Here is a 26,115-nt window from a genome sequence, read left to right as displayed (position 1 = left end):
ATCTGGACGTTTGAAACTCGTTCTGGCATTGCAGCTGACACATTGCCATCACTGGGTCCCTGCCGCTTTTTTCACCGGTGGCTGGTAGATGATCCAAGTATGGGTCTACCCATCATGGTTCGCGCTGATGGGCAACCCCTGATGAATTGGATCCTGGCCCGCTTCAAATCCAGGGCGTCGTCAGTTTTCAGGCCCCCTATGACCTATAGGCCAGAGCCCGGAAGAGCTCGCTGCGAGCCCAAGGACCCGCGTCAAGCCCTCATCGCCCGGTTCGCCCTACGTCGATAATGATTGATACGAAGCACGGAATGCCGAAGAGGAAATTGGTATTGGATATTGAAAACCAAGCCACGCTAGGCTATCCCGTGAGTCCCCTCACAGGTAGATCCCAACGCAGTGATCCTCCCGGAATCAATCTGCCCAACCCGCACACAATGAGGTGAATAGACATGGCACTGCCTCCAGCACATGCCTTGATAAACGTCGCTTCCAAGGACGGCACGATGCTGTCAGTAACAGTCACTGGGGAAGGGCCGCCCATGGTTATTGTGCCAGGTTCGCTCGGTACCGCGCGTGACTGGCAAGCCGTCGCGGATGCAACCGCCCCCTACCTGACCACGTATGCCATCGATCGCTGCGGCCGGGCTGCCAGCGGAGACCACAGCGAGTACAGCCTCCAGCGGGAAGTTGAAGATGTTTCATCAGTCCTCGATCTCGCCGGACCGGAGGCCATCCTGTTCGGCCACTCCTTCGGAGGACTGGTAAGCCTCGCTCTTTCGATAGACCGCGCGATATCCGGCCTAGCCTTGTACGAACCCGGACTGCCCCTGAATGGGCCAGTCGCAGGTGCGGCGCTCGCGCCGTTTAGTACTCTCGTGGCGAGCGGCGATATGGACGCTGCCCTCCGATTCGGAGTCGAAAACTATGTCGGCCTCACAGCCGATGAGGCAACGGCATTTGCTCAAACTCCGGAGTGGTCCAAGCTCATGCCCCTGACGCCAACCTGGACCCGCGAGCTTGCCGCGATCGACAGCTTCACTTTCGACATTCAGCGCCTGTCAACGCTGGCCACACCTGCACTCATGATGGCTGGCGAGCTGAGCCCGGCATGGCTGGTCGATGTTACGCGGCAAATGCACGAGGCGCTCCCCCAATCGACGTTCGCGGTTCTCCCTGGCCAAGGACACGGAGCCAACGCATCTGCACCGGACTTGGTGGCAGCTGAGTTGGTCAGGTTTGCATCCACCCTGAACGCCTGCCTGACATAGCCCAAGAAATCCTCTAGCGTTGCTGCTCCCTGCTGCCACACCCGGCCGGGCTGACTCCTGGCTGCAAAATATGGAAAGTTGGCAATTCAAAATTATGTCGATTGCTTGACCGCGCCGTCGGGCCAGCACAATCGGAGTCACTGATCCCCCTCGGAATCCACAACGGCCTCGCAGCATGCAAAGACGCTAAGCCCCCACGGCCCGTACCCCGGATCGCGCGGGGTCTCGGCGGCAGGCTCGTTCCGATCTTCGTGCTCGTCTCCAGTCTCGTCCAAGCTCTCGGAGCCCATGGGTTGGCCAACTGGAAGCGGATCGACACCCCACTGGCCGTCACAATGCTTAGCTGCAACGGCGTGGCGCAGGCGATCCATTGGCGAATGAAACACAGACCGCGGCCGGAATCGAGCACAGGTCTTCGCCAGGACCGGTCGCACGCCTTCCGCAGCCAAGGCGACCCCTGGCGCCCGCATGCATTGGACCTCTTCCAGCGCTCGCCGTGCCTGACATCATCTCCGGCTTCCCGATGGGCAGCACCGCACAACAATCCCGCAAGGGCAAGAACGCACCGCATTCCTGCTCCACGTTCGACTCGGAACCAACGATAGTCATAATCGATTTTATCGCGATCGAGGACGTTTGCGACCCGCTTTTGGGAAGGTGCTGGTATGCGACAGTGGCCGTCATTGACGCGGGTACTGGCGGGCAACACCGCAAGGAGGAACGACCCTGGCATCACCACCATGATCCATCCCTATTTGGTCCCGCTATTGGGCACCCTGAGTCGCTCAGGGTCGGCGAACGAGTTTCAGGTTCGCAAATTCATCAATCCCCAGAGGGCCAAGCTCACGTCCGACGCCCGAGCGCTTCACCCCGCCAAATGGCAATTCCGGTGAACTCTTCGATACCGAGTTGATGTAGACCATCCCTGTTTCCAGGTCCTCGCTGATCTGCTCGGCCATCTCCTTGTCGCCGGAAAAGATCGCGCTGGAAAGTCCGTATGGCGAATCATTGGCCAAGTCGATGGCCTCCGCGACCGAACCCACCTTGAAAACCATGGCTACAGGGCCGAACATCTCTTGATAGTAGGCGCGGTTCCCGGGCGCTACATTAGCCAGCACTGTCGGTGGAAAGTAGGCCCCCGGGCCTTCCAGGCGCTGGCCGCCGGTAAGCACATCTGCTCCATCCGCCACTGCCAGGGCGACTTGCGTCTCCAATTCCTGCAGTGCCGCGGACGATGAGAGCGACCCCATTTCGGTGGCCTCATCGAAGGGATCCCCGACAACCACACCTTCCATGCCCTTGACGAAAAGCTCCACGAACTCGTCGTACACCGGCGCCTCGATAATGAAACGCTTGGCTCCAGTGCACTGCTGCCCGGCATTATTGCAACGTCCTTCCACGGCTGCCTTGGCTGCTCGATCCACATCGGCATCGGCAAGCACGATAAAGGGATCCGCGCCACCAAGTTCCAGCACACATGGTTTGATGTGCTTCCCAGCCAGTGCGCCGATCCGTTCTCCGGCAGCGTCCGAACCGGTCAACGACACCCCCTTGATTCTTGTATCTGCCACCATTGATTCGATCTGGGCGTGATCCGCGAAGATATTGGTATAGATGCCTTCGTCAGCCCCCGCTGCGGAAAAAATGTCGGCAATGTTCTGTGCCGATTGTGCGCTGATGGAGGCATGCTTGATGATGGTTGTGTTTCCCAGCATCAGGTTGGGAGCTACGAATCGCGCTACCTGGTAGTGCGGAAAGTTCCATGGCATGATACCAAGAAGCACCCCGATAGGATCCTTGCGCAGCCTAGCGGTGCCGCCGCCAAAGACTTCCAGGTCCCGGGTTTCCATCATTTTCCCGGCGTGATCTGCATAGTACTCAAAAATCGAGTTCACCAGTGCGATCTCTGCCAGCGCGGCCTTGTACGGCTTGCCCATTTCAAGAGCGATGTCGTGGGCCAGCTCTGCGGCACGTTCCTTGTACAGATCAGCCACCGCATGCAAAAGTGCCGAGCGTCGTTCCAATGGCCGCTTGCGCCATTGCTTTTGGGCCCGGTCGGCCGTGGCCATGCGCCGTTCCAGCTCGCTGTCGTCAATACGTTCGAAACGTCCCAGCTGATCGCCGGTGGCTGGATTCACTGTGGTTATGGTCGTCATGTCATTCTTTCGTCGTTGGAAGTGAGTGCACCGCGCGTCGGGCATATGCTCAGGGACTCTTGCGGTTGCGGGTAAAGGCGGAGATTCCGGTGATGTCGCGTCCCAGGATCAGGGCCTGCATGGAATCGGTCCCCTCGTAGGTGGAAACGACTTCCATGTCGGTCAGATGCCGAGCCATATGATTTTCAAGCAGCAGGCCGTTGCCCGCCATCATGTCCCGCGCTTCCCGGCATAACGCCAAGGCCTTGCGCGAGGTGGACATCTTGACCATGGAGGCCATCGGTGCAGTCAACTCATCGCGCTCCTGCAGTTCGGCCATGCGAGTGCACATCAGCTGCATAGAAGTCAATTCAGCGAGCATGGTTGACAGCTTTTCCTGAACCAGCTGGTAACTGGCGATCGGGGCGCCGAATTGCTCACGGTCCATCGCGTAACGTGCGGCTAGTTCGAAGGCTGCCATTCCGTGGCCGACCGCCTCCCAGGATGCGCCGCCGCGGGTAGCCTTTAGGACACGGTTGACCCCTGCGAAGGACTCGCAGTTCTCCAGCCGGTTCTCCGCGGGAATGCGCATGTTGGTGATGACGATATCCGCCTGCAAAATGGCCCGTTTTCCCATCTTGCCGGTGATCGGAACCGGATGGTACCCCTCAGGATACTGCCCGGAATTATCCTTTTCCACGATGAATGCCTTGACATTGCCATCGGCCACATCTCGGGCGTAGAGCACAATGACCTCGGCTTCATGACCGTTGCCGATCCACCGTTTATGCCCGTTGATGACCCAATGGTCGCCTTCCCTGCGCGCGGAAGTTTCCAGAGACACGGAATCGGAACCGTGCGTGGGCTCCGTCAGCGCGAAGGCACCTGTCTTTTCAAGGCGAGCCAGTGAAGGCAACCAGCGCTGGCGCTGCTCTTCGTTGCCCAGCATATAGATCGAGCCCATGCAGAGGTTGGAGTGAACACCGAGGAAAGTATTCACCGATCCGTCGATTCTTCCCATTTCGCGGGCCACGATTCCCGCGGCATGACGCGATAATCCCGGGCATCCGTATCCAGGGATAAAGGTCCCGACGATCTCCAGGCCTCCTAAAGCCGGGATTACTGCACGGGGAAATTCAGCCCGTTCCCAATAGTCATTGATAATTGGCTCAACCGAGAATCGCCCAAACTCGCGGATCTTATCGCGCAAGGCCAAGTCCGCAGAGCTCAGATCCGAATCAAGCAGGAAGTAATCGGGGTGATCGATAACAGATGACATAAGGTAGCTTTCCAACTCAATGATCGGCATGCGGCCAATCGAACGAATTTGTTGATTGCATTTTCCGGGAATCCGGACTTCGGGCTAGGCCATCGCGCGCGGCCGGGAGGATTCCAGCCACTGCAACACACTGGCACGGTCTTCATCAAGGGCCGGCGGTGCCTTGTCGTAGCGAATCGAGCTACGGCTGAACACGGCTGGATGCCGGATCGTCGGGACCCTGGCATCGCCTCGTCCGGTCAAAGCGACCGGCTCTAATCCGATCCGCTGTGCGAAGTCAATCCCTTCCCCGACTGTCAGGATCGGAGCGCATGGAACCCCCGCGTCTTGGAATTCGTCGAACCATTCATCGGCACTTCGCTTTGCCAGAGCCTCCTCGAGCAGGGAGCGCAATTCTTCGCGATGAACGTTCCGCTGGCTCATCGAGGAGAACTCCGGTTGCCTTGCCAGGTGCGGCTGGCCCAGAATGCTGGCCAGACGGTTGAACTGCAAGTCATTCCCGCAGCAGATCACAAGCGGCCGATCGGCGGCCTGCAGTGGGCCATAGGGAAACAGGCTCGGATGGTCATTGCCCATCCGCATGGGCACATTTCCAGCGGCGACAAATCCAGTGGTTTGATTCACCAGTCCCGACATCGCAGAGGAAAGCAGGTTAAGCGCCACATGTTGTCCCTGGCCGGTGGCATTGCGTGCCTGCAGTGCTCCGAGCACAGCCACCGCGGTATGCAACCCGGTCATAACATCGAATACTGCTACTCCAGCTCTCTGAGGATCCGCGTCGGGCGCCCCGGTCAGTGACATCATCCCCGACATTGCTTGCGCCAACAGGTCATAGCCAGGCATGCTGTCTCCGGCACTGGTGCCGAATCCGGTGATCGATGCATGGATGATGTGAGGCCAGCGGATCGCAACCGATTCCGCATCCAAACCGAACTTCTCCAACCCACCGGGTTTAAAGTTCTCCACGAACACATCGGCACGATCGATAATCTGGTATGCCCGGGACAAGTCCTCTTCATTGCCCAGATCAAGTTTGATGGAGCTTTTATTTCTATTGATCGACATGTAGTAGGTGCTAATTCCTTCCCGTTGCGGAGGAATCCAGCTCCTAGTGTCATCACCCCCTGGCCCCTCGACCTTGATCACAGTGGCGCCCATATCGGCCAAGAGCATGGTGCAATATGGGCCCGCCAGAATACGGGAAAAATCCGCCACCACTATGCCATCCAGCGGCCCGGGGGCCTCGGCAAGCGGCGGAATTTGTGCTGCGCTCATGTTAGTTCCTCGTCGGTTTTACTGGTCCCTGAGAACAATGCATTCCGGTGTCAGTGGATGCTTTGTTTCAATTTCATGAAAACACTTTGATTGTTACTAGTCCAAGACCTAATCTTGAATTGATTTATAGACAAATCACATAAGTTAGGATCGAGTATGGATGTCCACCAAGCAGAAGCCTTTTTGGCTGTCGCCAACGAATTGCATTTTGGTCGCGCTGCCACCAGATTGCGAATAGCCCAGCCAGCGCTGAGCCGTCTTATCAAGCAACTGGAGCACAACCTAGGCGCCCAACTGCTCGAACGCAGCACAAGACACGTGTCATTGACCGCCGCAGGCTCCGCCCTGATCGAACCCGCGACCGAGCTTGTCGAGACCTCCCGCAGGGCGAAACAGATTGTGCGGACAGCAGTGACCGGCGAAACTGGTGAAGTTCGCATCGGTTTCGCCGGCGCATCAACGAATCTCAGCATAGGAATTCTGGCCAGGGAAATCCGTGCTAGGCGTCCAGGGATCAAACTTGATTTCCATAGCTCCCAGTTCTCGCATATCGGCCTGGAACGGGTCTTGGACCGTGGGCTAGACCTAGCTATCGGTCGCTGGGACTTTTTGCCCGCCGAAGTAGACTCCTACGTAATATCCCTGGAACGAGTCATCGCTGCTTTACCCGAGAGCCATCCCTTGGCAGACCGTTCTTCCTTGTCTATGGCCCAGTTATCCATGGATCCATGGATCACGCTGCCCGGGGGGTTCAGCGCGGCGCTGCAAAATCGGATGAATACCCTGGCAATGGCTTCAGGCTTCGTACCGCGAGTTGTGCAAATCGCCCCAGATACTCTCACTCAGTTGGTTCTCGTGAGCACTGGGATGGGGTGCGCACTGACACTCGATTCCGTACCTGGCAACGTCACGATTCCAGGGGTGGCCTATATCCCACTGCGCGAAGACAACACACAGCTAGAGGCACGATTGATCTGGCGTCGCGAGGATCGTGCACCGGCCCTGCACAACGTCATCGACTTGTCGCGCCAGATCTTTTCCGCCAAGATCGGCGGTCAACCGGCGTAGTCATACCACCCGCTGCCGGACTTGCGGCCGAGTCGTCCTGCTTTGTATAAGTCCGTGACTGCCGGATCCGGCAAACTCTCCGGGTCGCCGGTTTGCTTGTACTCCGCCATTCGAATCAGGTAGACGACATCCAGACCTACTAGATCCATTAGTTCAAAAGGTCCCATGGGGTGGCGCAAGGCGGTCTTCGCCGCGCGATCGATGTCTTCAACACTGGCTACGCCGTTGTTGTACAAGTAGAGGGCTTCCTTGCGTATCGCATTCAGAAGGCGATTGGCGACGAACCCGGGGATCTCCTTGTTTACGGTCACTACCGACTTACCAAGCGACTCTGCCAGCTTGGAGATACTCTGCACCGTTTCGGTGGAAGTTTGTCCATGGGGAACTACTTCCACGCATTCCATAACCATTGCTGGATTGAAGAAATGCATGTTGCACACCTTATCGGGACGCGTTGTGGCTTCAGCGACCAAGGAGGAAACGATATTCGATGAATTAGTTACAAGCAGTGCATGGGACGGAGTGATGTCATCGAGCTGCGCAAACAGCTTCCGCTTGATACCCAGATCCTCAACCGCTGCCTCAATCACGCAATCCGTGGCCATCGCCGCAGACACAAGATCGGATCCGAAGCTCAAATGCTCTTTCGCGGACTGAACCTCCTGCTTAGTACGGCGCCCCTTGACCATATCTCGGTCGAGGCGGGACCATAGCTGCTCACGAGCACGTTCCAGCGCCTCATCGTTGAGGTCCACCAGCGCAGTCTCGAATCCGGACAGGGCGCATACCATGGCGATCTGCGAGCCCATGGTTCCGGCACCAATGACCGTGATGTGCTCGACTTTAGATTCAGGTGCATTCATCCGGGCTAGTCCTTTCGAAAACTTCTATTTCGTGATTGATGCGGGTGCCGCGGAACGTTCGTGGTGCACTCTGGAAAAATCGGGACGGCGCTTCTCCACAAACGCACTGGTCCCTTCGTGCTTCTCAGGAGAGCTGTAGGCTAATGCCTGGGCAAGCTGCTCGAGCAACATCCCTGTTTCATGATCCACATCGAACCCGCGTGAGATCACCAGCCTGGCAAGCTTAGTCGCCAGGGGCCCTCTAGAACCGATGCGACCAGCCAATTTGAAGGCTGCCCCGATTAGTTCCTCCGGCTCGACTAGCTCCGTGATCAACCCTGCATGGAGCGCGTCCCGGGCTGCCAAGTTTCGCCCCGAAAGGATCATGTCGGTAGCTCGCCCGATGCCTACGATGCGCGCCAACCGTTGCGTTCCTCCAGCCGAAGGGATGATTCCCAGTCCAGTTTCAGGCAAAGCGAACTGTGCGTTTGTTGAACCAATGCGGATATCACAGGCCATGGCAAGCTCGCTCCCCCCACCAAACGCGAAACCATTGACAGCGGCGATCGTCGGCTTGGAAAATTTGGAGATCCGCTCGTAGAGGTTCTGCATGACCGCCTTGATGGCGTCAACCGGAGTACGTGCGACTAACTCATTAATGTCCGCGCCAGCGACAAAGGATTGCTCACCTGCGCCCGTGAAGACAATCACGTTCACGGAGTCATCGGATTCAAGATCATCGAGCAGCGCGTGAATCACCTTGATGACATCCTGGTTCATCGCATTGTGCGCTTGGGGACGATTAACGGTCAGCAATGCCACGCCATCGATGTCATCTCTCAGAACAAGAGTCTCAATTCTTTCTAACATACCTTTCTCCTTTTTCTTTGTTCAGCGCACTAATCACGTGACTCCCACTTGTCGACAGAACTATTTATACTCTATGAAAATAAGTTTAGATTGGACATTTCATTATTCATGCGATTTAAGTACTAATATCATGTACGACCGGTAATCATGCGTGCTGCGTTTAGCAAAGATTCAGCGAACACCAGCGCGGAGAATCAAGCGTGAAAGGCACCCCTATGGTAAGCGAGGCACTGGTCCGAACCGCCCGCTATGACAGTTGTTTAGATTCGTTCCACCTGCATCCTGTCAGACGCAAACTGCATATAAGTAAGCATGATAAGGGTATGCAGATATCTAATGACTCTTGGCTTGACGTGAATAATTCACTGAACTAGATCGACGAGAACAACGCCCGATAACTGTCCATTCATTCACATTCACGGTAGAGGAGGAGGCTTTTGTCCTTATGCGCATACACGCCACGGCATCTTCAAGGGATCTAGAACTGAGCTGAAAATCACTCGCTCACCTCTCGGATCGGCTGAGAGCTCTAAAGATTGACCCACTTCAGACTTAATTTTAGTCCGACACACCCGCATCAACACTCACACGTTATAAAGATTCGGTTAGGTTTAAGGGCATGAGCACGTCAACAACGACCCCTCGGATTGGGTACGGAATGCGAAAAGATGCAGTCACTGCAACTTATGCCATCTCGGCCGAAAGCCGAGCCAGGTTCAAAGAAATCGCTCATCGTTCTGGGATGAGCGCCGGCCACTTCCTCGAAGTCCTTGCCGATCAGTTACCCCTCGACGAAAACGGGATTCCCTTATTCTTGTCTGAGCAAGCAGCCGAAAGGAACGAGGAGCCCAAACTTAAAGCTGGTTAAACAAAAGATGAGCGGATCAGCGCCAACCGATCCACTCATCTTAGAAGTCTGAAGCATCACTTAGCGCCAACTGAGTAATGCAGAGAAGGCTTCTAACCTTCACGATCTAAACGAAATTGCGAGTTTCGTTTGATCCATATAAATCCGATCCACCGCATAAAGAAGAAAGGACTGTTTCGTTAACAACCTTCCCCGAAGGGAAGGCGGACATTTGCATACCCACAGGAGGATTACTCTGTCTATGAACCAATATAGGGACTCCCATGCCCTCTTGTCCACAGGGACATACCATTTTGCGAGCGAATCCACAGACTCAGCAGATGCCCAATGGAACTTCTTCGCACCCAAAATCGCCGGCCGGAACACCTACCGCTGGATGAACGCCGAAGGCAAATACCTTCCTAGCAACGAACGGACCATCAGCCAGGGGTCACCAGCACGTCCCGCTGCAGTCATGATCTATTCTGCTGAAGGCCAGGCACAAACTATCTGCCTCGACTTCGATGCGAAGTTCCCCTCTCTTGAAGGTGACCTCGAAGAATGCCGAACTTGGCTTGATTCATTCAACATTCTGTATGTAGTCGACCGCTCCATCTCGGGTGGCCACCACATCTATATTCCGCTCAACGAGACTCTAAGCTGCCTCGATGCCAGGTTCTTCGTTGAACACCTCGCAACGCACTGGGCTTCTCTGGACGCTTCCCCGCATCGGGTGGCCAAGCATGGCTGTATCCGTGTTCCAGGTAGCAGGCACAAAAAGGGTGGTAGCCAAACCCTCATCACTGACTTCGACCGGTCAGTGATGATCTTCACAGTGCGCAACACTGCTGAATCAATCAATCAGCTCCTCGATGACGCTGTGCACTGCTCTGTGAGCAAGCCTGCAGTACCCGAAACAGCGACAGCTTCTCTAGCCCCAGCTCAACCCACCGTCCAAAGAGCTGCAAGCATCAAACCGAAAACTTCACTGGCCCGCGCCATCGCAGAAGGAGCACCTTTCGAAGGCTCTTATGCATCCCCTTCTGAAGCACGCATGGCCGTTATCTGCTCGCTTGTATCGTCCGGGTGGGACATTCACCAGATCGACAACGAAATGACCTCCGGTCGGCTTCCAGGGCTTGCCGCCTTGTACTCCAAGTACTCAGCTGATGCTAAAAACACCCGACTTCAAGCCGAAATCCTGAAAGCTGAATCTTTTGTAGAAAAACGTCATGTCAGCAAGAGTTTTATCCCTGTTCGTAAAAGCAACATGAACGACACTCTTAACTCACAGCGGGGGGATATTCATAGGGAGATTCGGAAGATGAGGGCTCTGATTGATCTTTTTGATCAGAGGCTTTCTCGGATGCGATCGGGGATTTATCTTCGGGTACTCTTGCGGGCATTGTTCGAGTTTGCTCATAAGACAGGGCAGACTCGGTTTGCTGTTGGGTGTAGGGCACTAGCTATTGCGACTGGCATGCACTTCGCCACGATTTCTAAGTTGCTTAAGGAGCTTGTCCAGATTCCAGGAACTCCCGTTGTCAAGACGAAGAAGGGCTATCTTGGCGAGGCAGATGAGTATGAGCTTCGCCTGGAATCTGCTGATCGGCTGGTTGCAAACGACCAACGGTTGGCTAAAGGGAAGATCTACTCAATTCGCCCTGTATTTCGCGCTCTAGGGCCTGTTGCAGCACTTGTGTATGAGTCGATTGAGGAAACCCCTTACCAGTCGAGAAAAGACATAGCTCGTTCTACGGGGCTCTCTGCGACAGCCGTGTACGAAGCATTGAAAGAAATGTCTTCGTTAGGCATGGTCTATCTTGACCATGGCGTATGGCGCATACGAATTTCAGCGAATCTTCGGCAGCTCGCAAACATGCTTGGTGCGCTTGATGAAATGACTGAGCAGATCTCTCGATACCGTGCTGATCGTAAAGCCTGGCATGAGTACCTGGCTAGAGTTCCTGGAAGTCGCTACTACTTGGCGCCGGTGAATGAGCGCGAAATCTTCGACCCGGTTACTGATGAGGCCATAGTGGGGCCTCCTCCCCCGAAGTATTGTCCAGAAGAGGATTTCAGGCCTCTTGATGAGCATGAGCTCTATGATGCGGAGATGGACTACTTTTGGGTCCATCCAGGCGCGGATAGCGACGCTTCCCTTGTCGATATTTCGCTCCTTCGCCCTTACGAACGGATCGCGGCCTAGTCTTTTCAATCTATCTGATCATTCTTTTTGACACCTTATTATGCTAATCTTAATTAACATATAGGGCATTGGGAGATCTCCTCTGCTCGCAAATGAATTCTTCTTCACTACATGGGCGTCCAGGGACGGTGAGCAAAGTGTTGCAACGGGTGAGATACTCCTGCACAGTGGATCAGATCGTCGACCTCGACTTGAACCAGGTAGCCCATTGGGCTGCCACGACTTGCTTGATACGAGAGCTTTCCGGAAATGAGCCCGCGCCGGTAATCGCAGAAGAAATGTACTGGATGCTTCTTAAAAATTCCGCACTTCGCACTGAAATCTGTAGCCGATACGCAAAGCACCACGCAGTTTCGGGAACATCGAATTTTGCTTGAGACAACTAAATGCAGATGGGGCCAGAAACGTTCTGTTTCTGGCCCCCACCTGCATATTTCTATCGTGGTTTGCGAGGGTACTCCACGCTTTAGAGTGGAGGTGAATCGCTGGGGTCACTATGGGCGACGTTGCGATTGAACATACTTCGCTACTACCTCCAGGGGTGCCCCGCCCACAGTTCCGGCGTAGTACGACCGCGACCAGAGGTGGCCGCCCCATAGGAACTGGCTCAAATGCGCCATGTGATCACGACGCAAGTATCGCGACGATACGCCTTTGAGTGAGTTCACCAGCTTCGAGAGTTGCACCGTGGGCGGAAAGTTCACCAGCAAATGCACATGATCATCTTCACCGTTGAATTCAACTAGCTCGGCTCCGAAGGAACCGCAAACTTCCCTCATGATCTGCTCGCAGTGATCTAGTATCTCAGCCGTTAGTGCGTCACGCCGATATTTTGTCACAAACACCAAATGAACATGGCATTCCCAAATCGCTTATCTACCACGTCGTATATGGTTGTTTTGAGTCATGACACCAAGTGTCTAGTCAATGGTATGAAGAAGCGTTACCGCTACCGCGCGTACCCCACCGGGGAACAAGCGCACGCGATCGCGCGCTTATTCGGGTGTGTCCGTGTGGTCTGGAATGACGCGCTGGCAACCCGCGAAAGGGCAAGGAAAGCTGGGGAACCGTTCATCAAACGTGGTGAACTCTCCGCCCTGCTCACCGCGTCAAAGAAAACCCCAGAGCGATCATGGCTGACCGAAGTGTCCTCCGTGCCTCTGCAACAGTCGCTGGTGCACCTTGAGCGCGCTTACACGAACTTCTTCAACTCCCTGACTGGTAGACGCAAAGGCCGTCGCCTCGGCGCGCCGAATTTCAAAAGGAAAAGTAACCGCCAGTCAGCGGAATTCACGAAAAGCGCCGGCTTCTCAATCATCGAGACCACTCACGGGGTGGGATATGTCCGCTTGGCTAAGATCGGGCATATCCGTTTCAATCTCTCCCGTTCTTTGCCCTCGCCACCGTCCTCGGTGTCGCTGATTCAGGAGCCTGATGGGCGCTACTACGTGTCCTTCGTCGTGGACGTGCAGGAACAAGCCTTGCCAGCCACCAGCACGGCCTGTGGCATCGACCTCGGACTGACCGACCTGGCTACCGTCGCTCAAAGCAACGGAGAACGCGACAAAGTAGAGAACCCACGCTGGATGCGCACCCGGCAGAAGAAACTAGCCAAGGCCCAACGGGCGCTGTCTCGGAAACAGAAAGGATCAAAGAACTGGCACAAAGCCCGCCATCAGGTCGCTATCGAACACCGTAAGACCCGCGAAACCCGACTAGACCACCACCACAAGCTTGCCCTCAACCTTGTTCGTGAGAACCAAACGATCTGTGTTGAAGACCTAGCAATTAGTGGCCTAGCTAAAACCCGGTTGGCGAAGTCGATCCATGATGCCGGTTGGGGCATCCTCATCCGGTTGCTCAAAGAGAAAGCCCTCGCTTACGGGCGGGAAGTGATCACCATCGACCGCTGGGCACCCACCAGCCAGACATGCGCTGTCTGTGGTGCACCAGGAGGTAAGAAGCCTCTGAATATCAGGCAATGGGAATGCTCTGAATGCCTGGCCTTGCTGGATCGTGATTACAACGCTTCAGTAAATATCCTCGTCACTGCTGGGCTGGCAGAGACGTTAACTGCGTGTGGAGGGAGCGTAAGACGTGCACTAGCAATGGTGGACGCTGACCCGGTGAAACACGAACCCACCGAACTCCTCCCTGCCTAAGAGCAAGGCATGGAGTGTAGGAATCCACCCCGTTCACGGGGTGGAGGAAGTCAATCAGTACGTCGCGTCGCGTTCAGGGGCTTGCCCGGGCCCTTATAGAGCTCACGTGCCTGAATGAACTCCTCTACCTCATGTTTCAGATGCAAAAGAGGCCGTTGCACGACCGGACTAGGGAACGAATCCTTCCACCTACTGCGCTGCACCCTAGCTACGGCCTCGGACACATTCAGGCGCTGCGCGAGCCATTGGGTATCGACTAGTTGCTCCCTGAGAGTGCGGGCTAGCTCAGCCGAGTCAACGGAAACATCGGCCGGCAGCAGCCTGTGCAGGGCTCCACTCAAAAACTCTTCGATCCTGTCCTGGTCAGCCATGCTGGTATGTCCCTCCTCTGACTATCATTGATCACGATTCCTTCGTCGCCGACGTGATTTTCGTCCAGAAGGTGGTTGCGGATCAATCAGGCGATTGCCCTTCTTGTCGCGATTCCAACGTCGAGCGTCCTGCTGATCCAGCGCCTTACGCTCTTCCTTGCCTCGGGCAGCGTCGTAAATTGTGATGTCAGTCTGCACAATCGAATAGTCATCAGGATCAAAATCTTCTCCTTTGTACCGTTCCATGAGCTGATCTTTAATCCAGGCTTCTACATCTCCGTCCTTAAACGTTCGAATATCAGAGAGGACGTCTGAGAGGTGATAACCGTCGTGGCTACCGATTTCGACGGTGCGAAAATCACCATTCCCCAGATCGAAGGTGACGCCGATTTTTCCACGTTTGTCTCTAGCTCGTTGACCCTTAGCAGCGCGGCGCATCGTGTCCAGAAAAGTAGCCATACCTTGTTGATGGCCTTTTGATCGCTTTCCTTTAGGCATCGTGATGACATGTTTGCGTCCACCGTTGGGCATCACCGTAGTCTTCTTGAAAAACCTTCTCCGGCGCTTCTTAACTAAGTTTTTAGAACGATCTTCTGCGGCATCGAGCTCTTCTTGATTCTCGTCATCAAAATCTTCATGCTCTGGTTCATGCTCGACAGGAGTCACGACAGGCTCAGGAGCGTTCCGCTTAGCGCGGACCTTAACTAACTGTCCTGCCTTGTTTCTCCTACGCGCAGGAACATGGATAGCCCGCCCATGCTGCAGAATCTCCAATAACGCTTCTCGATAGGATTCGCCGCTAGTCTCCCCCTTGGAGATCTTACGAACCATCTTTTCTGAGCGCTCGATCATATCGCCGATTTCTTTCCACGTTGCGTCAAAGACTCGGCGGATCTCATCGACTAGCTCAGAAGGTGTGAAGTCCCCATATTGCTTGGACATCGTTATGCCTCTTCAGCTGGTTGGTAAATGGCATCGTCATCAGCAATCTCGAATTCCGAATCGTTATACGAGCGCTCCCACAAAGCTCCTGCCTCAGACGATTGTTTGCGCAGCTTATTCCTGGCCTCACGAGTAGTCGGGACTTTATATGAACCTTGCAAGTAGCCTTGAAGACGCATCCTCCCTACACGGCCGTCATCGAACCCTCCATCAGCTGTTGGCAGCGACCAGGTTGGAAGAGTCGTCGTGTAGATAGCATCGCCATTAATGCCCAGAAGCGTCGAAGGATCGACGCTAAGGGCTCCACCTATGACCTTGCGATCTGAAGTAGGGCAATGTAGCACTCGTGCACGGCCTCTGGCCCAAATTTGGGCAGCATACTCTGGATGATAGAACTGGTAACTCCGCTCACTCATCTGTTGCCGCTCTTTGTAGACCCAGAGCTTTCCTTGGGGCTTGGCTTCTCCTTGAGCGTAGGAGGGTAGGTCCTGCACACTGCCGGTGACAATCGACTTGGAGCGGCCACGAGACGCAAAGGCACCAATGGTCTGAATCAGAATGGCTCGGATTGCAGCTGCTACTGCAGCGCGTATTGTCGGATCCATCTCGTCATCATTTTGTACCCATTCGCGAGCACGGATAATTCGCTTGGCGAATGTATCGAGCGGTCGAGCGGTGGTTAGACCATGGCCAGCGTCTTTACGGCTCCGCTCTGCATGTCCTTCAAATCGGATACCCTCGATAGGCTCGATGAGCCATCCGAATTTCCTGGCTACATGAATCTCAGAGGTATCAGCCCATGTGACTGCTGTGGCACCCGGACGATTTGGGTAGTACCATCCGTCGTCAGCGTTTTGATGCTGCACGCCAAAGATCCCCACGTGATTCCATGTGTCGGGAACCGTGTACTTGATGAGAAGCCTTCCGCGTGCATAAGGTTCGTGCTCGAAGAGATCATTCGCAGCTGATCTATTCAGCCTGACTCCAGGGCCAGTCCCCAGCTCGCGGCATAGGGCCGCGTACATGAATCTGGCATCCACGTAGGCAAACTCATCGGCTTCTGGTGTCTTAGTAGGATCAACCAGGGGGATGCAGTCTTCATGTTTCGAAAATGAAGGCCCTGCAACAAGATGTTCCAAGTGATGCTGGCCTGAAGTGCGGTGGATTTCCTCAGCGATATCTTCAGTGAGGTGAATGGGATCTAGATTGCGCGGCAAAGAAAAGGCCCAAAGGTTGGTCCCTGTTCCGGCTGGACTCAGGGCAATTGGAGCACCTTCAAAGGCCTCGTCGATCATGACCTTTAGAGCTGTCCAGGCATCTTTGGCTTTATTCGGAGTAAGTGGAGTATTGCCGAACCATTCAGCAGCTGTGCGAATTTCAACCCGTCGGCCGGTATTGATGTGTTCAAACCTTCCAGTGACAGGTTTTCCCATCCAGTGTCCGAGGCCATTCCAGCCAGGGGTTTGAACGAGGAGCCAGTGACGCTGTCCGCGGTCTGCTGTAGGGACGTTGCCTGTGAACATGACTCGTTGAGCACCTTCGGCTAAAGCTGTATCCAGGATGTCCTGCAGATTGGGTGACTTGCGACGCGCGCCAACCTTGGCGATTACTGGTTTGCCGTTCTGCATGACGCCCCTCTGGCCCCGGAAATCAATCCAGAGGGTAGGGGGGTCCGCGAGGTTTCGCCAAGGTTGAGGGCGCATCGTCAGGGGTCCTTAAATCTAGAGCAGAAGGCTACTTCGCCTACTTTGTGGCTGCTTCCGGGAAGGTATCTTCTTCGAGCTTGGTGTAAAGATAGGGGCCGCGGATTGTTGTCTGAATGGATCGAGCCCAGAGCACTGGGTTCTCTGAGAAAGAAACAAATCCTGAACCATCTGCAGCTACAGTGTTGAGGTCCAGCTCAATGACGTCCGGCGCCTTCCCGGTAATCTCATGGGTAAGGTCATCGTTGAGGGTGAGCGTGGCTAGGACCTCATCCTGGTCCCCATCGCGAAGACCGAAAAATCTGAGTGTAAGCATGTCCACTCCTTTCTATATGCTATTCTAGATTAGCATAAATTGTTTGCTGTTGATAGTGATAGCTACAGGATTTTTCCTGATTTCAACATCGCTTCCGCCCTACGTTTGAGCGAGTCTGCGCGCTTAGCACCGATGATCTTTTTCATACCCAGACAATCATCGGATTTGGTGATCTTAATAAGCAATTGGAACTCATTTTGCGCCAGTTCCGGCTCACGCTGCTTGCGATAGCGTTGGAATTTTGAAGCATTGACTCTGTCTCGATTACGGGCGAATGTGAATCCGTGATCAATACCCACAACTCCGCGGTTATCGACAATGAAGTTACCGCCATGCCTATCTTGCTGTCCGATAAGCGCGTCGTAGAAGGCCAGATTATTGACCTGGTCTTTGGGAAGATCGCTCAAGGGGATTCCTGTGTTATTTGAAACACGCCCAGATTGTCCATACGATACCGAACCCAACTGGCCATCGACTTCTCGAATGATGCAAGGCGATACCAACTGCGCGTATTCAGGACCCATGGTTTTGGCGAATTGCCAAGCCGCCGCCTCGTGGATTGGCTGCAGAGCTTTATCTTGACCATAGAACGCGGCCGTCGAGTGGTCCAGGTCGGAGAATGGCTTGAAGTATCCATGTTCATCGTCCCGACCGATCTTGATTTTCTTGGTCGTATTAACTCCTTCGCCAATGATGCGTATTGTTTCGCCGCGCCTCAGCAGAGCCCCTTCTTGCCAAGTGCCCGACGAGGTTTGAACGTCAACCAAAGCCTGGATCTGGTCCTTGACCGGTTCAACATATTTACGATCACTGTCAGACACAGTGATGCCACACAGCGTAAGAGGTTCTTTATTGCCGCCCTGGACGGGATCACCGGCATCGCCACTAATGCCCCCGCGGCCGCCGCCCATACCCCCTCGGCCACCGCCTCCGAGCCCAGCCCCGCCACCGGCAAACCCGCCGGCCATGCCGCCGTCTCTGAACGGCTCCGGGGCGGGGCGATGAAGATTATCGTTCTGAACATCGACTCCAGGTCTATATGTGCCTGCCAAGAGCACTTCAGCAGGGGCACCATGGTCCTTGGCCCAGATTTTCAGTTGGTCTGCAGGTTTTCCTTTGACGTCATTGAAGTCTAGGTTTTCTTCATTACCTGCCCACGCTTCAATGTTCTTCTTGATTTTTCGATTATCTCGGCGCCGCCTGTTGTGTGCTTCGCGAGCTTTAGTGCAATTCTGCCCTGGGCAGCGGCGATCATCTCGACACATGATTCCATCCCTCGTCGTGGTTTGCCATACGGGAAAGGGATAGCCTCAGCATCTGCTGAAATCGGTCACAAGAGCGCCTAAGAATTTTCTCGTCACCACAGAGGCCTCCTGCCATCCAGGTTATGGATGACAGGAGGCCTCTTGAATGAACCAGGGCTATTTTTCCCCTTTGCGACGACGAGCACCGGCAGAGATGAGAAGAGCGAGCGCACCTAGAAGCACGGCGCCAGTGAGCACTATTCGAGGAAGATCAAGACCAATCCCCCATTGGTCGATGGACACCAATGCTTCCTGAGTTGTCACTACAATCTTCTTCTCCAACAACCAATCTCGTACTGGGGTGAAAATACCGGCCAACAGTGATCCGACTCCAATCATTCCCACAAGGCTGATTACCGCGATTATCGCGATTGGCGCATCCATTTCATTGTTGTTGTCCATTGCGAGCTGCTCCTAGTCTTCAACTACTGGGTCAACGGGTTTACGTGTCCGAACCTTGTCGCTTGGTTCTAGAGCAAGCATTTCCGGCTCGCCGGTGCTCATGGCGCGATAGTCGATTTGCGCTCCCACTTCATCAATGAGTACATCTTCGACAACGCCCCAAAGTTCTAGGTCTTCGTCAATTTCAACGAGGTCGCCGGGTTCGAGTTTCGCGGGTTCAACGGAGATTGTTTGATCGGAGAATCCTTCGAAGCTCTCATCGTCATCTTCACTATCCGAAGCGCTGTCATCGCCAGGTAGCCAGGATTCGAGGATCTCTGTTTCTTCGACTGTCTCAGGTGCTTCATCCGCGCTCTCAGCGGGACCTTCTCCTTCTTCATGCTTGACCCAGTTCGGATGCGGTCCATCGATGATCTTTGCGTCCAGATAATCGTCCAGCAATGAAGGCTGCTCTTTGCCGTCGATGTCGATCTGAATGTCCGGCACATCTTCGATGTGTTTGATACCCCACCGGGTTTGAGAAGGCCTCACGGCTGTAACGAATGCTGGGTCAAACCCTGGTGCGACAGGGTCTGGATTCGGTGCGTAGATGAACTGAGATTCAACCACATCGCCATCCAAAGTTGTGGCGAATCCTCGACCCTTCTTGCTGCGCGCCACAGTCGTTCCGACAGCGGCGTTTTCCCACATCATCATCGCGCCCTGGGGATCCAAACGGCCAACGGAGTATCGAGCACCGAAATTTGAGCGCATTTCGCCGTTAAGGAATTCGACGTCGGGACGCTGCAAGCCGAGTACAAGGTGAATTTTGGCTGTTCGTGCAAGACGTCCGAGATCTGAGAGCCATTCTTTGACAGGCGGTTTGCCCTTGTACCCTTGTTCAGCCCACCAGCTTTCAATGCGCTTCACCAGTGAAGCAACTTCATCGATGATAAGGATCAGCGGTTCGAAGTCATCCAGCGAGGCCTTGCCGTCTTCGATCAGGTCATATCGCTCGTCCATCAGCTTTTTGGCATCATGGATTAGCTTGATCTGATGCGGAACCTTGGCCGCGATGAACTCAACGTTGGGCCACCAGCGGAATCCAAGGAACTCAACGCGCTTTCCATCAACAACCCACACGCGAAGACCCGCATGTGAGCATGCGATAGCCATATTGTGCAGGATCACGGTTTTACCTGAGCCTGTGGGGCCAACAATCAATGCGTGCGACTGCAAGTAGGGACGCCAAGTAACGACCAAGTTATTTTCAGCTGCAGCGATAGGCACTTCAAAAGCCGTGTACTGGGAATGCGTGAGGATCGGCTTGAATGAGCTGATATCGATTTTCACCATTGAAGGTAGCTCCTTGCGTTGTTTGAATACGACGACGTCTCCCACGGTGTCCCAATGGGCGCGCCAATGCCCTGGGACACGGGTATTGAAGATTCTCTCGACCCTGTTGCGCCGTGCTGCCATGGCGAAATCAGTGCCCTGGTGATGCTTCACAGTCACTTCTTCGACTCCGTCAGGGTCCGCCGTGGTTTCGACTTCCATAGGATCCTTGAACAATTCGGAGGCAACGAGCTGTGCTCGGGTATCGGCTGATTCCTCGCTGGTACCTTCTTGCTCAGTCTCAACGTCTTGTAATGAAGCCACTAACGTGAAGGGCTGCGGCCCTGGCTCGATTTTGATGGCCATGGCTGGAAACAACTTTTGCAGTATTGGTTTAAGAGCAAGTCCGATCACCAGATTTGCTCTGGTCTGTCCTAAAGGTTTGCCGTCCCAGGTCACTGGATTGTGATGGAAAAGCAGCACAGCTGGTTTGGGCAAAAGCGAGCGTGTCCATTTATCGCAGCGGATCAGTTTCCGGTCAATTCGTTTAGCACCGAGAGCGTCGTAAGTTCTCAGTACGAGCTCGTCCATGATGCGGTCTTTGCGGCGGCGCCTCCCATGAAGTGCGGACGCGCCAACAACAACTATGCCCAAAAGGCTGAAGGCAAGAGTTGCGTTGATCGAGTATCCAAGGATCTCTGCGACGGCCCACCCCGCTAGAGATGCGATGACGAGGGCGAGCAGTCCTTGGGCGAATAGATATCGACGTGGAGGTAGGAGAGCGAACTCGTCCGGCGTCTCCAGCGCCATGGATGACATTTGATTTCTCATGCTCAGGGGATAGCCCTTGCACACTTCGAAATCGGTCATGTGAGAGATGAGGAAATCTGGATTTTCCAGCACTCCTACTTGACATGGTGTGATATCATCGAAACTAGGTTCTCGTAGAGGTTCTTTGATTCGATGAATCAGCACCAGCCAAGGGAGTTAGAGAAGAAAATCAAGGTATCCTGCCAGGTTTAGGGCATGGTTCTCCTCCCCAGCACGAGATGATCTGTCGGCTCGTTTCTTGCTGGCGAAACAGGTTACTTTTCTACCAAAGGCCGCTTGGTCAGAGTGTTCTCGTGGATGCCATTAGTTTCATCCATATCTACTTACCTAGTTGCTCCACTAAGGGGTTTACTGCGATCCCAACTGTGATTTTAGTTAGATCGGTGGGAGCCGAAACCAAGCTATGAACATCGTCATGTCTCTAGGACCTGACGTAGGTCGTACCTAATTCGTCATCTAGGTAGTTCACTATTTCCATCACTGTTATGCACATAGTTGCTGGCTTATGAGTACTGCGAGTTTGTATAGATGCTTGCTCCTAGGCAGAACAATAAGTAAGGCGCCCTCTTCCAAGAGGGCGCCTTTGTTGCGTTTCGAAGCTATGCAGGAAAGTGGTTATCCAATGAAATATTGATCGTCAGGTGAATCTGTTGGAGCGACTTCGTCAACAAATTTTGGTCCGTCGGAGAAGTCAGCCCAACTATTGACTAGCCACCCTTCACGTGTGTTGACGAGTTCGATTACTTTGTTGGCAGCACGGTATCCGTCGCCTTCTGCTGATTGGGTGACATGATCGAAAGAGACCAAGAATTCTGCTTTGTCGTCGGTCAGACTCAACTGAGAGATTTCTAGATTTTGAGCAGAAGATACTTGCCGAGTCTCTTGGATTTCGGTCCAGGCGCTGCCGCCATCTCCTTGGCCGTAGGTCTTCAGGATTTTTTTGGCGTATTGACTGGAGCACCATTTAGCTGCGCGGTCGATCCAATCATCCGCCGAGGAATCTTGGTAGGACCAGGAGTAGTATCCCTCGACAAAACCGTGAATCGTCATCGTGATTTGAGGAGTAATTGGATTGGTGGGATCTACTTGGGGAGCTGGTGATTCCACTTCCCAGGTCGTAGAAGATTCTGACTGCTGTGCGTGATCTTTAGGAGCTACTAGCCAGATAAGCAGGAGAGCTGCAACTGCGCTTAGGGCAATAATCCATCCTCGCTTATTCATGGCCTTCAACCTCCTCAACGATTGGGGTCGCCGACTCAGGTATTAGGCTATAGCCGACCGGATTCTTTGGCAGCGGCACCTCGATTGTTCCTTTATTAGTTACGGTCACCATTGTTTGTTGATCGATCATGATTCCAACCTGGTCCCATTTCCCTTGCGCAACCTTGCCCATGACGATGAGATCTCCGGGGGCTAAATCATCTGTTTGGCGGCCGGCCGCCCACGGGTCGACATATGGAACCCCGCGGATCTCTGCTTTCTGAGTTGCCCAGTAGACAAAGCCATCGTCGTCCCATTTTTTGAATTCACGTCCGCCTCGGACATGAGAGCCACCTAGGCCCTCTTTCGCGGCATCGACTAAAGCACTGCGTACTTCGGTGAGATCTACTGTTGAACCCGCAGCGAGTGCTGTTGTTGCACCCATCGCAGGGCACTCGGTGTTGATCGGCGCTTCTCCACCAGGTGCACCTTTGAGCATCTGTGTAGCTACGGGTTCCCAATTGTCATACAGATCCGGGAATTTGCTGACCTGAACTGCCTGGGCAGCTTCCCCAAGGCCAAGCTGTTCCCAATTCTTTATCGCGAAGAGCCGCTTGATGAATTGTTCAGTGGAGTACTCCACCTGCATTAAGCTCTTCACCGGCCCCCATCCCTGTGATGGACGCTGCTGGAATAGCCCTACTGAATCATGATCATGACCTGACCCATCGTTTGGGTACCCTAACGATTCGGGAACTGTAGTATTCGCTAGAATTTTTCCCTTAGATTCCTGCAGTACGGTCATCAACGTGATCACCACAGCCCGGTCATTTCCTTTGAGCTTTCGAACGGCGCTGATCACTCCTGCAAGGTTTTTGGCTTGTTTCTCATCGGCCACATATTTTTGCCCATCAGTACGTCGGTATGTCCCTGCCAAACCTCCACCAGTCTCTGGAATTTCTTGCTTGGGTGAATCTGGATTTTCTTCTTGATTATTAACTGTCTGGACCTGTTGTGTCTCGTCAATCCCAAGATTCACCCCCTTCTTCTTCATCCATGGGACGGGAGGAGTCGGCTGCCCGTTAATACGAATCTCGAAATGTAGATGCGGGCCAGTGGCGTTGCCTGAAGCTCCCACATCAGAAATGTGCTGTCCCTTTTGGACCTTCTCGCCGACCTTGACATGAATACCCTTGGGCCACGAATGTACATATCGGCTTTGGAGCCCACCACCATGATCAATCGCGACCATATAGCCGGAATTTCCGCCAGTCGATTTGCCTGCAATTGAGACAACGCCGTCAGCCGCAGCCAAAATTGGGGTGCCATCTGGTGCAGAAATGTCCTGCCCAGAATGTACTTGAAATATGCCTAGAACCGGGTGTACTCGGCCACCATACGACGAAGTGAGTTTCCCTTTGAGCGGGTTGAGCCATTCGCCAGTGTAAGCCTGATCCGGGCTCACTACATTCGGCCCATCCCCAACCTGGCACTGGAGCCCATTGTCATTGTTCGTCCCCGACCCATTCTTGGCTGCTCCGCTGAAGCCGGCCACCATCACAACCGGGAGAATAAGCGCTGACCCTGCCAACAAGATGGCGATGAGGAAACACCCTATACCAAGACCAGCACCGGTCTTTTTAGCACTGTTATTGGTCATCTGCTGACTTTCACAGGCTCGGGAGTATGAGCAGCACGACGCTGCTCAGCTCGTTGTTTCAGAAGTTCTTCGTTGGCTTTATGCTTCGATACAACCTGTGCTGCAGTATCACGTGCCTTCTGAGCCGTTGCTAGCTTGGCCTGAACGCGCTCACGCCGTTTCGGCATATGCTTAGCAACTTGAGCTGATTTAGTTGTCTTTGCAGCCATCTTGTTGGTCAGCTTCTCCATCTTTTCTGGAGCTGATGGAGTGCCAGGACGTTGAGTATCCTTTCGCTGAGCAGTGGTCAGTTTCCGGTCGACACGATCCATCGATCGCTGGACACGTTCTTGCTTACGGTTCTTGCTATTTTCAAAACGCTCCTCACGGCCTTGATAGCGGTCTACTTTTCGCTGCTTCAGGTCAGTCTTCAGCTGTCCTGAAGATACGTGCGTTTTAGCAGCGCTAACTGTTTTACCCACCTTGCTTGCAGCCTTTCCTGCCACAGTTGCTGCAGTGACTGCAGTGCCTACGCCAGGTACGCGTTTGGCAGCTAGCAATGCTGCCGCTTTTACCTTTCCCCGTGCGTTACTTTGAGATCGACGCTCGTTAGTTTGCCCTGTGCCCGCAGGAGCGTCTTGAGGCATTTTTGATGGGGCTTCTTTAGACACCTGAACATCAGAATTTTGGCCAGCTGATCGAGCGGTGCGGGACATAGTCCTCGCGGAAGCGACATTTGAAACCGTGTGAGCGGCACTGCGCACTTTAGAGATAGCGCCGCCAACGTTTACTGGCTGGCTTTGGCCGCCACGGTCTCCGAGAGTGTTCTTCATCCGCTCAGCTAGCTTTTTAGCTCTTGTTACCAACCACGAACGGTATTTGAACAACAGAACAGCAGAAACAACGGTGAAGATCATCACGACCGTGAATTTGTTGCGTCCCAGAGGTGCCAGGAAATCTAGGAAGCCGACGATCGCTAGAAGGACAATGACAAAGAGCGCGAGGGCGAACCCAGTGAGGAACAGTCCGTAGAGGACCATGACCAGGCATTCCCAAAGGCCGCCTCGTTCGCCTCCAGGCAACAAGCCGATGAACAGCTGATACAGCAGAACACACGTGCGCCATGCAAGAAACAGGACCGCGCCGGCCAGAATGGCAAAGAAAACGATCACGAAAATTAGCATCCCCGAGAGCATCATGACTGATCCAGCCATCACGTCCAGAGTGCCGTTCGGAGTCTCTAAATAGGCTTTGGCCTGTGGGTCGCATTTAGAAATGGCATCACGAACGCGGGTGTCAGCACCGTCTCCAGTAGCTACTTCCTGGATCTTTCGAGTGAACGTTTCCGCACATTTCCCATCGAGGGTTTTACCGAATGCTACATATTGCAGAGGTTCTCGGAGCATCACGTCAGTGAGTTTGCTACCTACTGAATCTGTGATGACCTGATTGGCCGTGAGATTATCAGAATTTTGCTCTCCGTTAGTAGCGATGGTGATGGCTACTTCGTTACCTGCGTTCCGGAACTTATCGAACGCTCCATCAGTACCGAATACTGAGTTCATCGGATTAGACAATGAGCCCATCAGAAGTACGAGTATTCCGATCGTTACGGCGATATTCATCAACGCGCTTCCGGCCTTGCCTCGGATCAAAGAAATACCGTAAACGGCGCCTGAAAGCGCCATTGCGAATCCGATGTAGCTGGATTTGATGGGAGACACGACTGCAGAGATGTTGTCGGAAATCCCCTTGACAGGCGAAATTAGCCAATCGACCCATGTGAACGAGAAGACAAAGTGGATCAACCACATCATCGTTTTAAAGGACCCCGTGTAGGGACCCCACAACAGATCAATAAACCAACCGTCGATGACATGGCGCGGGTGCCAAATATCTCCGCGGTCGACGGGAGTAGTTAGATACTTTTCTGCTGGAACGCCTTGTGAGTCTTTCAGCGAGCTCATAGGGTCGGCAGGGATCTCCCCCTCAGCTGGGGTACTGAGCGGAGAATCCTCACTTGTAGCTGCTGTCGAATATGAAGGAGCCGTCGCGGCCAAGGACGAAGGCGCGCCGATTGCTACGCTGCTGATGGCTAAAAGGAGCGCAAAACTGAAAAGCATGTAGAGGCGCTTCAT

General features: G+C 54.0%; 19 protein-coding genes. 4 read left to right on the top strand and 15 right to left on the bottom strand.

Annotation, left to right across the window (positions count from 1 at the left end; all coding sequences use genetic code 11):
• Positions 1–449 precede the first annotated feature (449 nt).
• Complete coding sequence (locus ACFVHU_RS17155; protein WP_388025573.1) at positions 450–1,268, top strand: alpha/beta fold hydrolase; 819 nt, start codon at positions 450–452, stop codon at positions 1,266–1,268.
• 785 nt (positions 1,269–2,053) lie between these two features.
• Here ACFVHU_RS17155 and ACFVHU_RS17150 read toward each other — a convergent pair.
• Genes ACFVHU_RS17150 through ACFVHU_RS17140 form a run of 3 tightly spaced genes read right to left on the bottom strand, consistent with a single transcriptional unit; the run spans position 2,054 to position 5,957 of the window.
• On the bottom strand, positions 2,054–3,424 hold the full coding sequence (locus tag ACFVHU_RS17150; RefSeq protein ID WP_388025570.1) for an NAD-dependent succinate-semialdehyde dehydrogenase: 1,371 nt from the start codon (positions 3,422–3,424) through the stop codon (positions 2,054–2,056).
• A gap of 49 nt (positions 3,425–3,473) precedes the next feature.
• Positions 3,474–4,712 carry an acyl-CoA dehydrogenase family protein gene (locus tag ACFVHU_RS17145; RefSeq protein ID WP_388025568.1) on the bottom strand — a complete coding sequence of 413 codons (1,239 nt, stop codon included), beginning with the start codon at positions 4,710–4,712 and terminating at the stop codon, positions 3,474–3,476.
• A gap of 54 nt (positions 4,713–4,766) precedes the next feature.
• A complete protein-coding gene (locus tag ACFVHU_RS17140; protein WP_388025566.1) occupies positions 4,767–5,957 on the bottom strand; it encodes a CaiB/BaiF CoA transferase family protein in 1,191 nt (396 codons plus the stop codon).
• A 156-nt stretch (positions 5,958–6,113) separates the two neighbouring features.
• Here ACFVHU_RS17140 and ACFVHU_RS17135 point away from each other — a divergent pair, with 156 nt between their 5' ends.
• Positions 6,114–7,025, top strand: a complete 912-nt coding sequence (locus ACFVHU_RS17135) for a LysR substrate-binding domain-containing protein (protein WP_388025564.1) — start codon at positions 6,114–6,116, stop codon at positions 7,023–7,025.
• Here the strand turns inward: ACFVHU_RS17135 and ACFVHU_RS17130 are convergent.
• Both ACFVHU_RS17130 and ACFVHU_RS17125 read right to left on the bottom strand, forming a co-directional pair.
• Positions 7,013–7,888, bottom strand: coding sequence for a 3-hydroxyacyl-CoA dehydrogenase family protein (locus ACFVHU_RS17130; RefSeq protein ID WP_388025561.1), 876 nt, complete (start codon positions 7,886–7,888; stop codon positions 7,013–7,015). The two genes, ACFVHU_RS17135 and ACFVHU_RS17130, sit on opposite strands and share 13 nt — an antisense overlap.
• Before the next feature lie 24 nt (positions 7,889–7,912).
• Positions 7,913–8,737, bottom strand: a complete 825-nt coding sequence (locus ACFVHU_RS17125; protein ID WP_388025558.1) for an enoyl-CoA hydratase/isomerase family protein — start codon at positions 8,735–8,737, stop codon at positions 7,913–7,915.
• Between the two features lie 1,139 nt (positions 8,738–9,876).
• Between ACFVHU_RS17125 and ACFVHU_RS17120 the strand changes: the two genes are divergently transcribed.
• The gene (locus ACFVHU_RS17120; RefSeq protein WP_388025555.1) at positions 9,877–11,793 is read left to right on the top strand and encodes a winged helix-turn-helix domain-containing protein; all 1,917 of its coding nucleotides are present in this window, start codon (positions 9,877–9,879) and stop codon (positions 11,791–11,793) included.
• Between the two features lie 494 nt (positions 11,794–12,287).
• On the opposite strand, the gene tnpA is transcribed toward ACFVHU_RS17120, so the two are convergent.
• A complete protein-coding gene (tnpA, locus tag ACFVHU_RS17115; RefSeq protein WP_388025684.1) occupies positions 12,288–12,662 on the bottom strand; it encodes an IS200/IS605 family transposase in 375 nt (124 codons plus the stop codon).
• Positions 12,663–12,725: 63 nt separating this feature from the next.
• Between tnpA and ACFVHU_RS17110 the strand changes: the two genes are divergently transcribed.
• On the top strand, positions 12,726–13,955 hold the full coding sequence (locus tag ACFVHU_RS17110; RefSeq protein WP_388025553.1) for an RNA-guided endonuclease InsQ/TnpB family protein: 1,230 nt from the start codon (positions 12,726–12,728) through the stop codon (positions 13,953–13,955).
• 395 nt (positions 13,956–14,350) lie between these two features.
• On the opposite strand, the gene ACFVHU_RS17105 is transcribed toward ACFVHU_RS17110, so the two are convergent.
• The 9 genes from ACFVHU_RS17105 to ACFVHU_RS17065 all read right to left on the bottom strand — a co-directional run bounded on the left by ACFVHU_RS17105 (position 14,351) and on the right by ACFVHU_RS17065 (position 26,115).
• Complete coding sequence (locus tag ACFVHU_RS17105; RefSeq protein ID WP_388025550.1) at positions 14,351–15,268, bottom strand: hypothetical protein; 918 nt, start codon at positions 15,266–15,268, stop codon at positions 14,351–14,353.
• Positions 15,269–15,270: 2 nt separating this feature from the next.
• Positions 15,271–16,896 carry a hypothetical protein gene (locus ACFVHU_RS17100; RefSeq protein WP_388025547.1) on the bottom strand — a complete coding sequence of 542 codons (1,626 nt, stop codon included), beginning with the start codon at positions 16,894–16,896 and terminating at the stop codon, positions 15,271–15,273.
• Between the two features lie 115 nt (positions 16,897–17,011).
• Positions 17,012–17,287 carry a hypothetical protein gene (locus ACFVHU_RS17095; RefSeq protein WP_133834585.1) on the bottom strand — a complete coding sequence of 92 codons (276 nt, stop codon included), beginning with the start codon at positions 17,285–17,287 and terminating at the stop codon, positions 17,012–17,014.
• 62 nt (positions 17,288–17,349) lie between these two features.
• Positions 17,350–18,552 carry a hypothetical protein gene (locus ACFVHU_RS17090; RefSeq protein WP_388025544.1) on the bottom strand — a complete coding sequence of 401 codons (1,203 nt, stop codon included), beginning with the start codon at positions 18,550–18,552 and terminating at the stop codon, positions 17,350–17,352.
• Between the two features lie 156 nt (positions 18,553–18,708).
• A complete protein-coding gene (locus ACFVHU_RS17085; protein WP_388025541.1) occupies positions 18,709–18,993 on the bottom strand; it encodes a hypothetical protein in 285 nt (94 codons plus the stop codon).
• Between the two features lie 12 nt (positions 18,994–19,005).
• A complete protein-coding gene (locus tag ACFVHU_RS17080; RefSeq protein WP_388025538.1) occupies positions 19,006–21,210 on the bottom strand; it encodes an FtsK/SpoIIIE domain-containing protein in 2,205 nt (734 codons plus the stop codon).
• A gap of 543 nt (positions 21,211–21,753) precedes the next feature.
• Positions 21,754–22,359, bottom strand: a complete 606-nt coding sequence (locus ACFVHU_RS17075; RefSeq protein ID WP_388025536.1) for a hypothetical protein — start codon at positions 22,357–22,359, stop codon at positions 21,754–21,756.
• Positions 22,352–23,998 (bottom strand): M23 family metallopeptidase, encoded by a 1,647-nt coding sequence (locus ACFVHU_RS17070; RefSeq protein WP_388025533.1) that lies wholly within the window; start codon positions 23,996–23,998, stop codon positions 22,352–22,354. The genes ACFVHU_RS17075 and ACFVHU_RS17070 overlap by 8 nt, the downstream gene beginning before the upstream one ends.
• Positions 23,995–26,115 (bottom strand): hypothetical protein, encoded by a 2,121-nt coding sequence (locus ACFVHU_RS17065; RefSeq protein WP_388025531.1) that lies wholly within the window; start codon positions 26,113–26,115, stop codon positions 23,995–23,997. The genes ACFVHU_RS17070 and ACFVHU_RS17065 overlap by 4 nt, the downstream gene beginning before the upstream one ends.

Source organism: Glutamicibacter sp. NPDC127525, assembly GCF_042672105.1.
GTDB lineage: Bacteria > Actinomycetota > Actinomycetes > Actinomycetales > Micrococcaceae > Glutamicibacter.
This window is presented reverse-complemented; position numbering and strand designations above follow the sequence as displayed.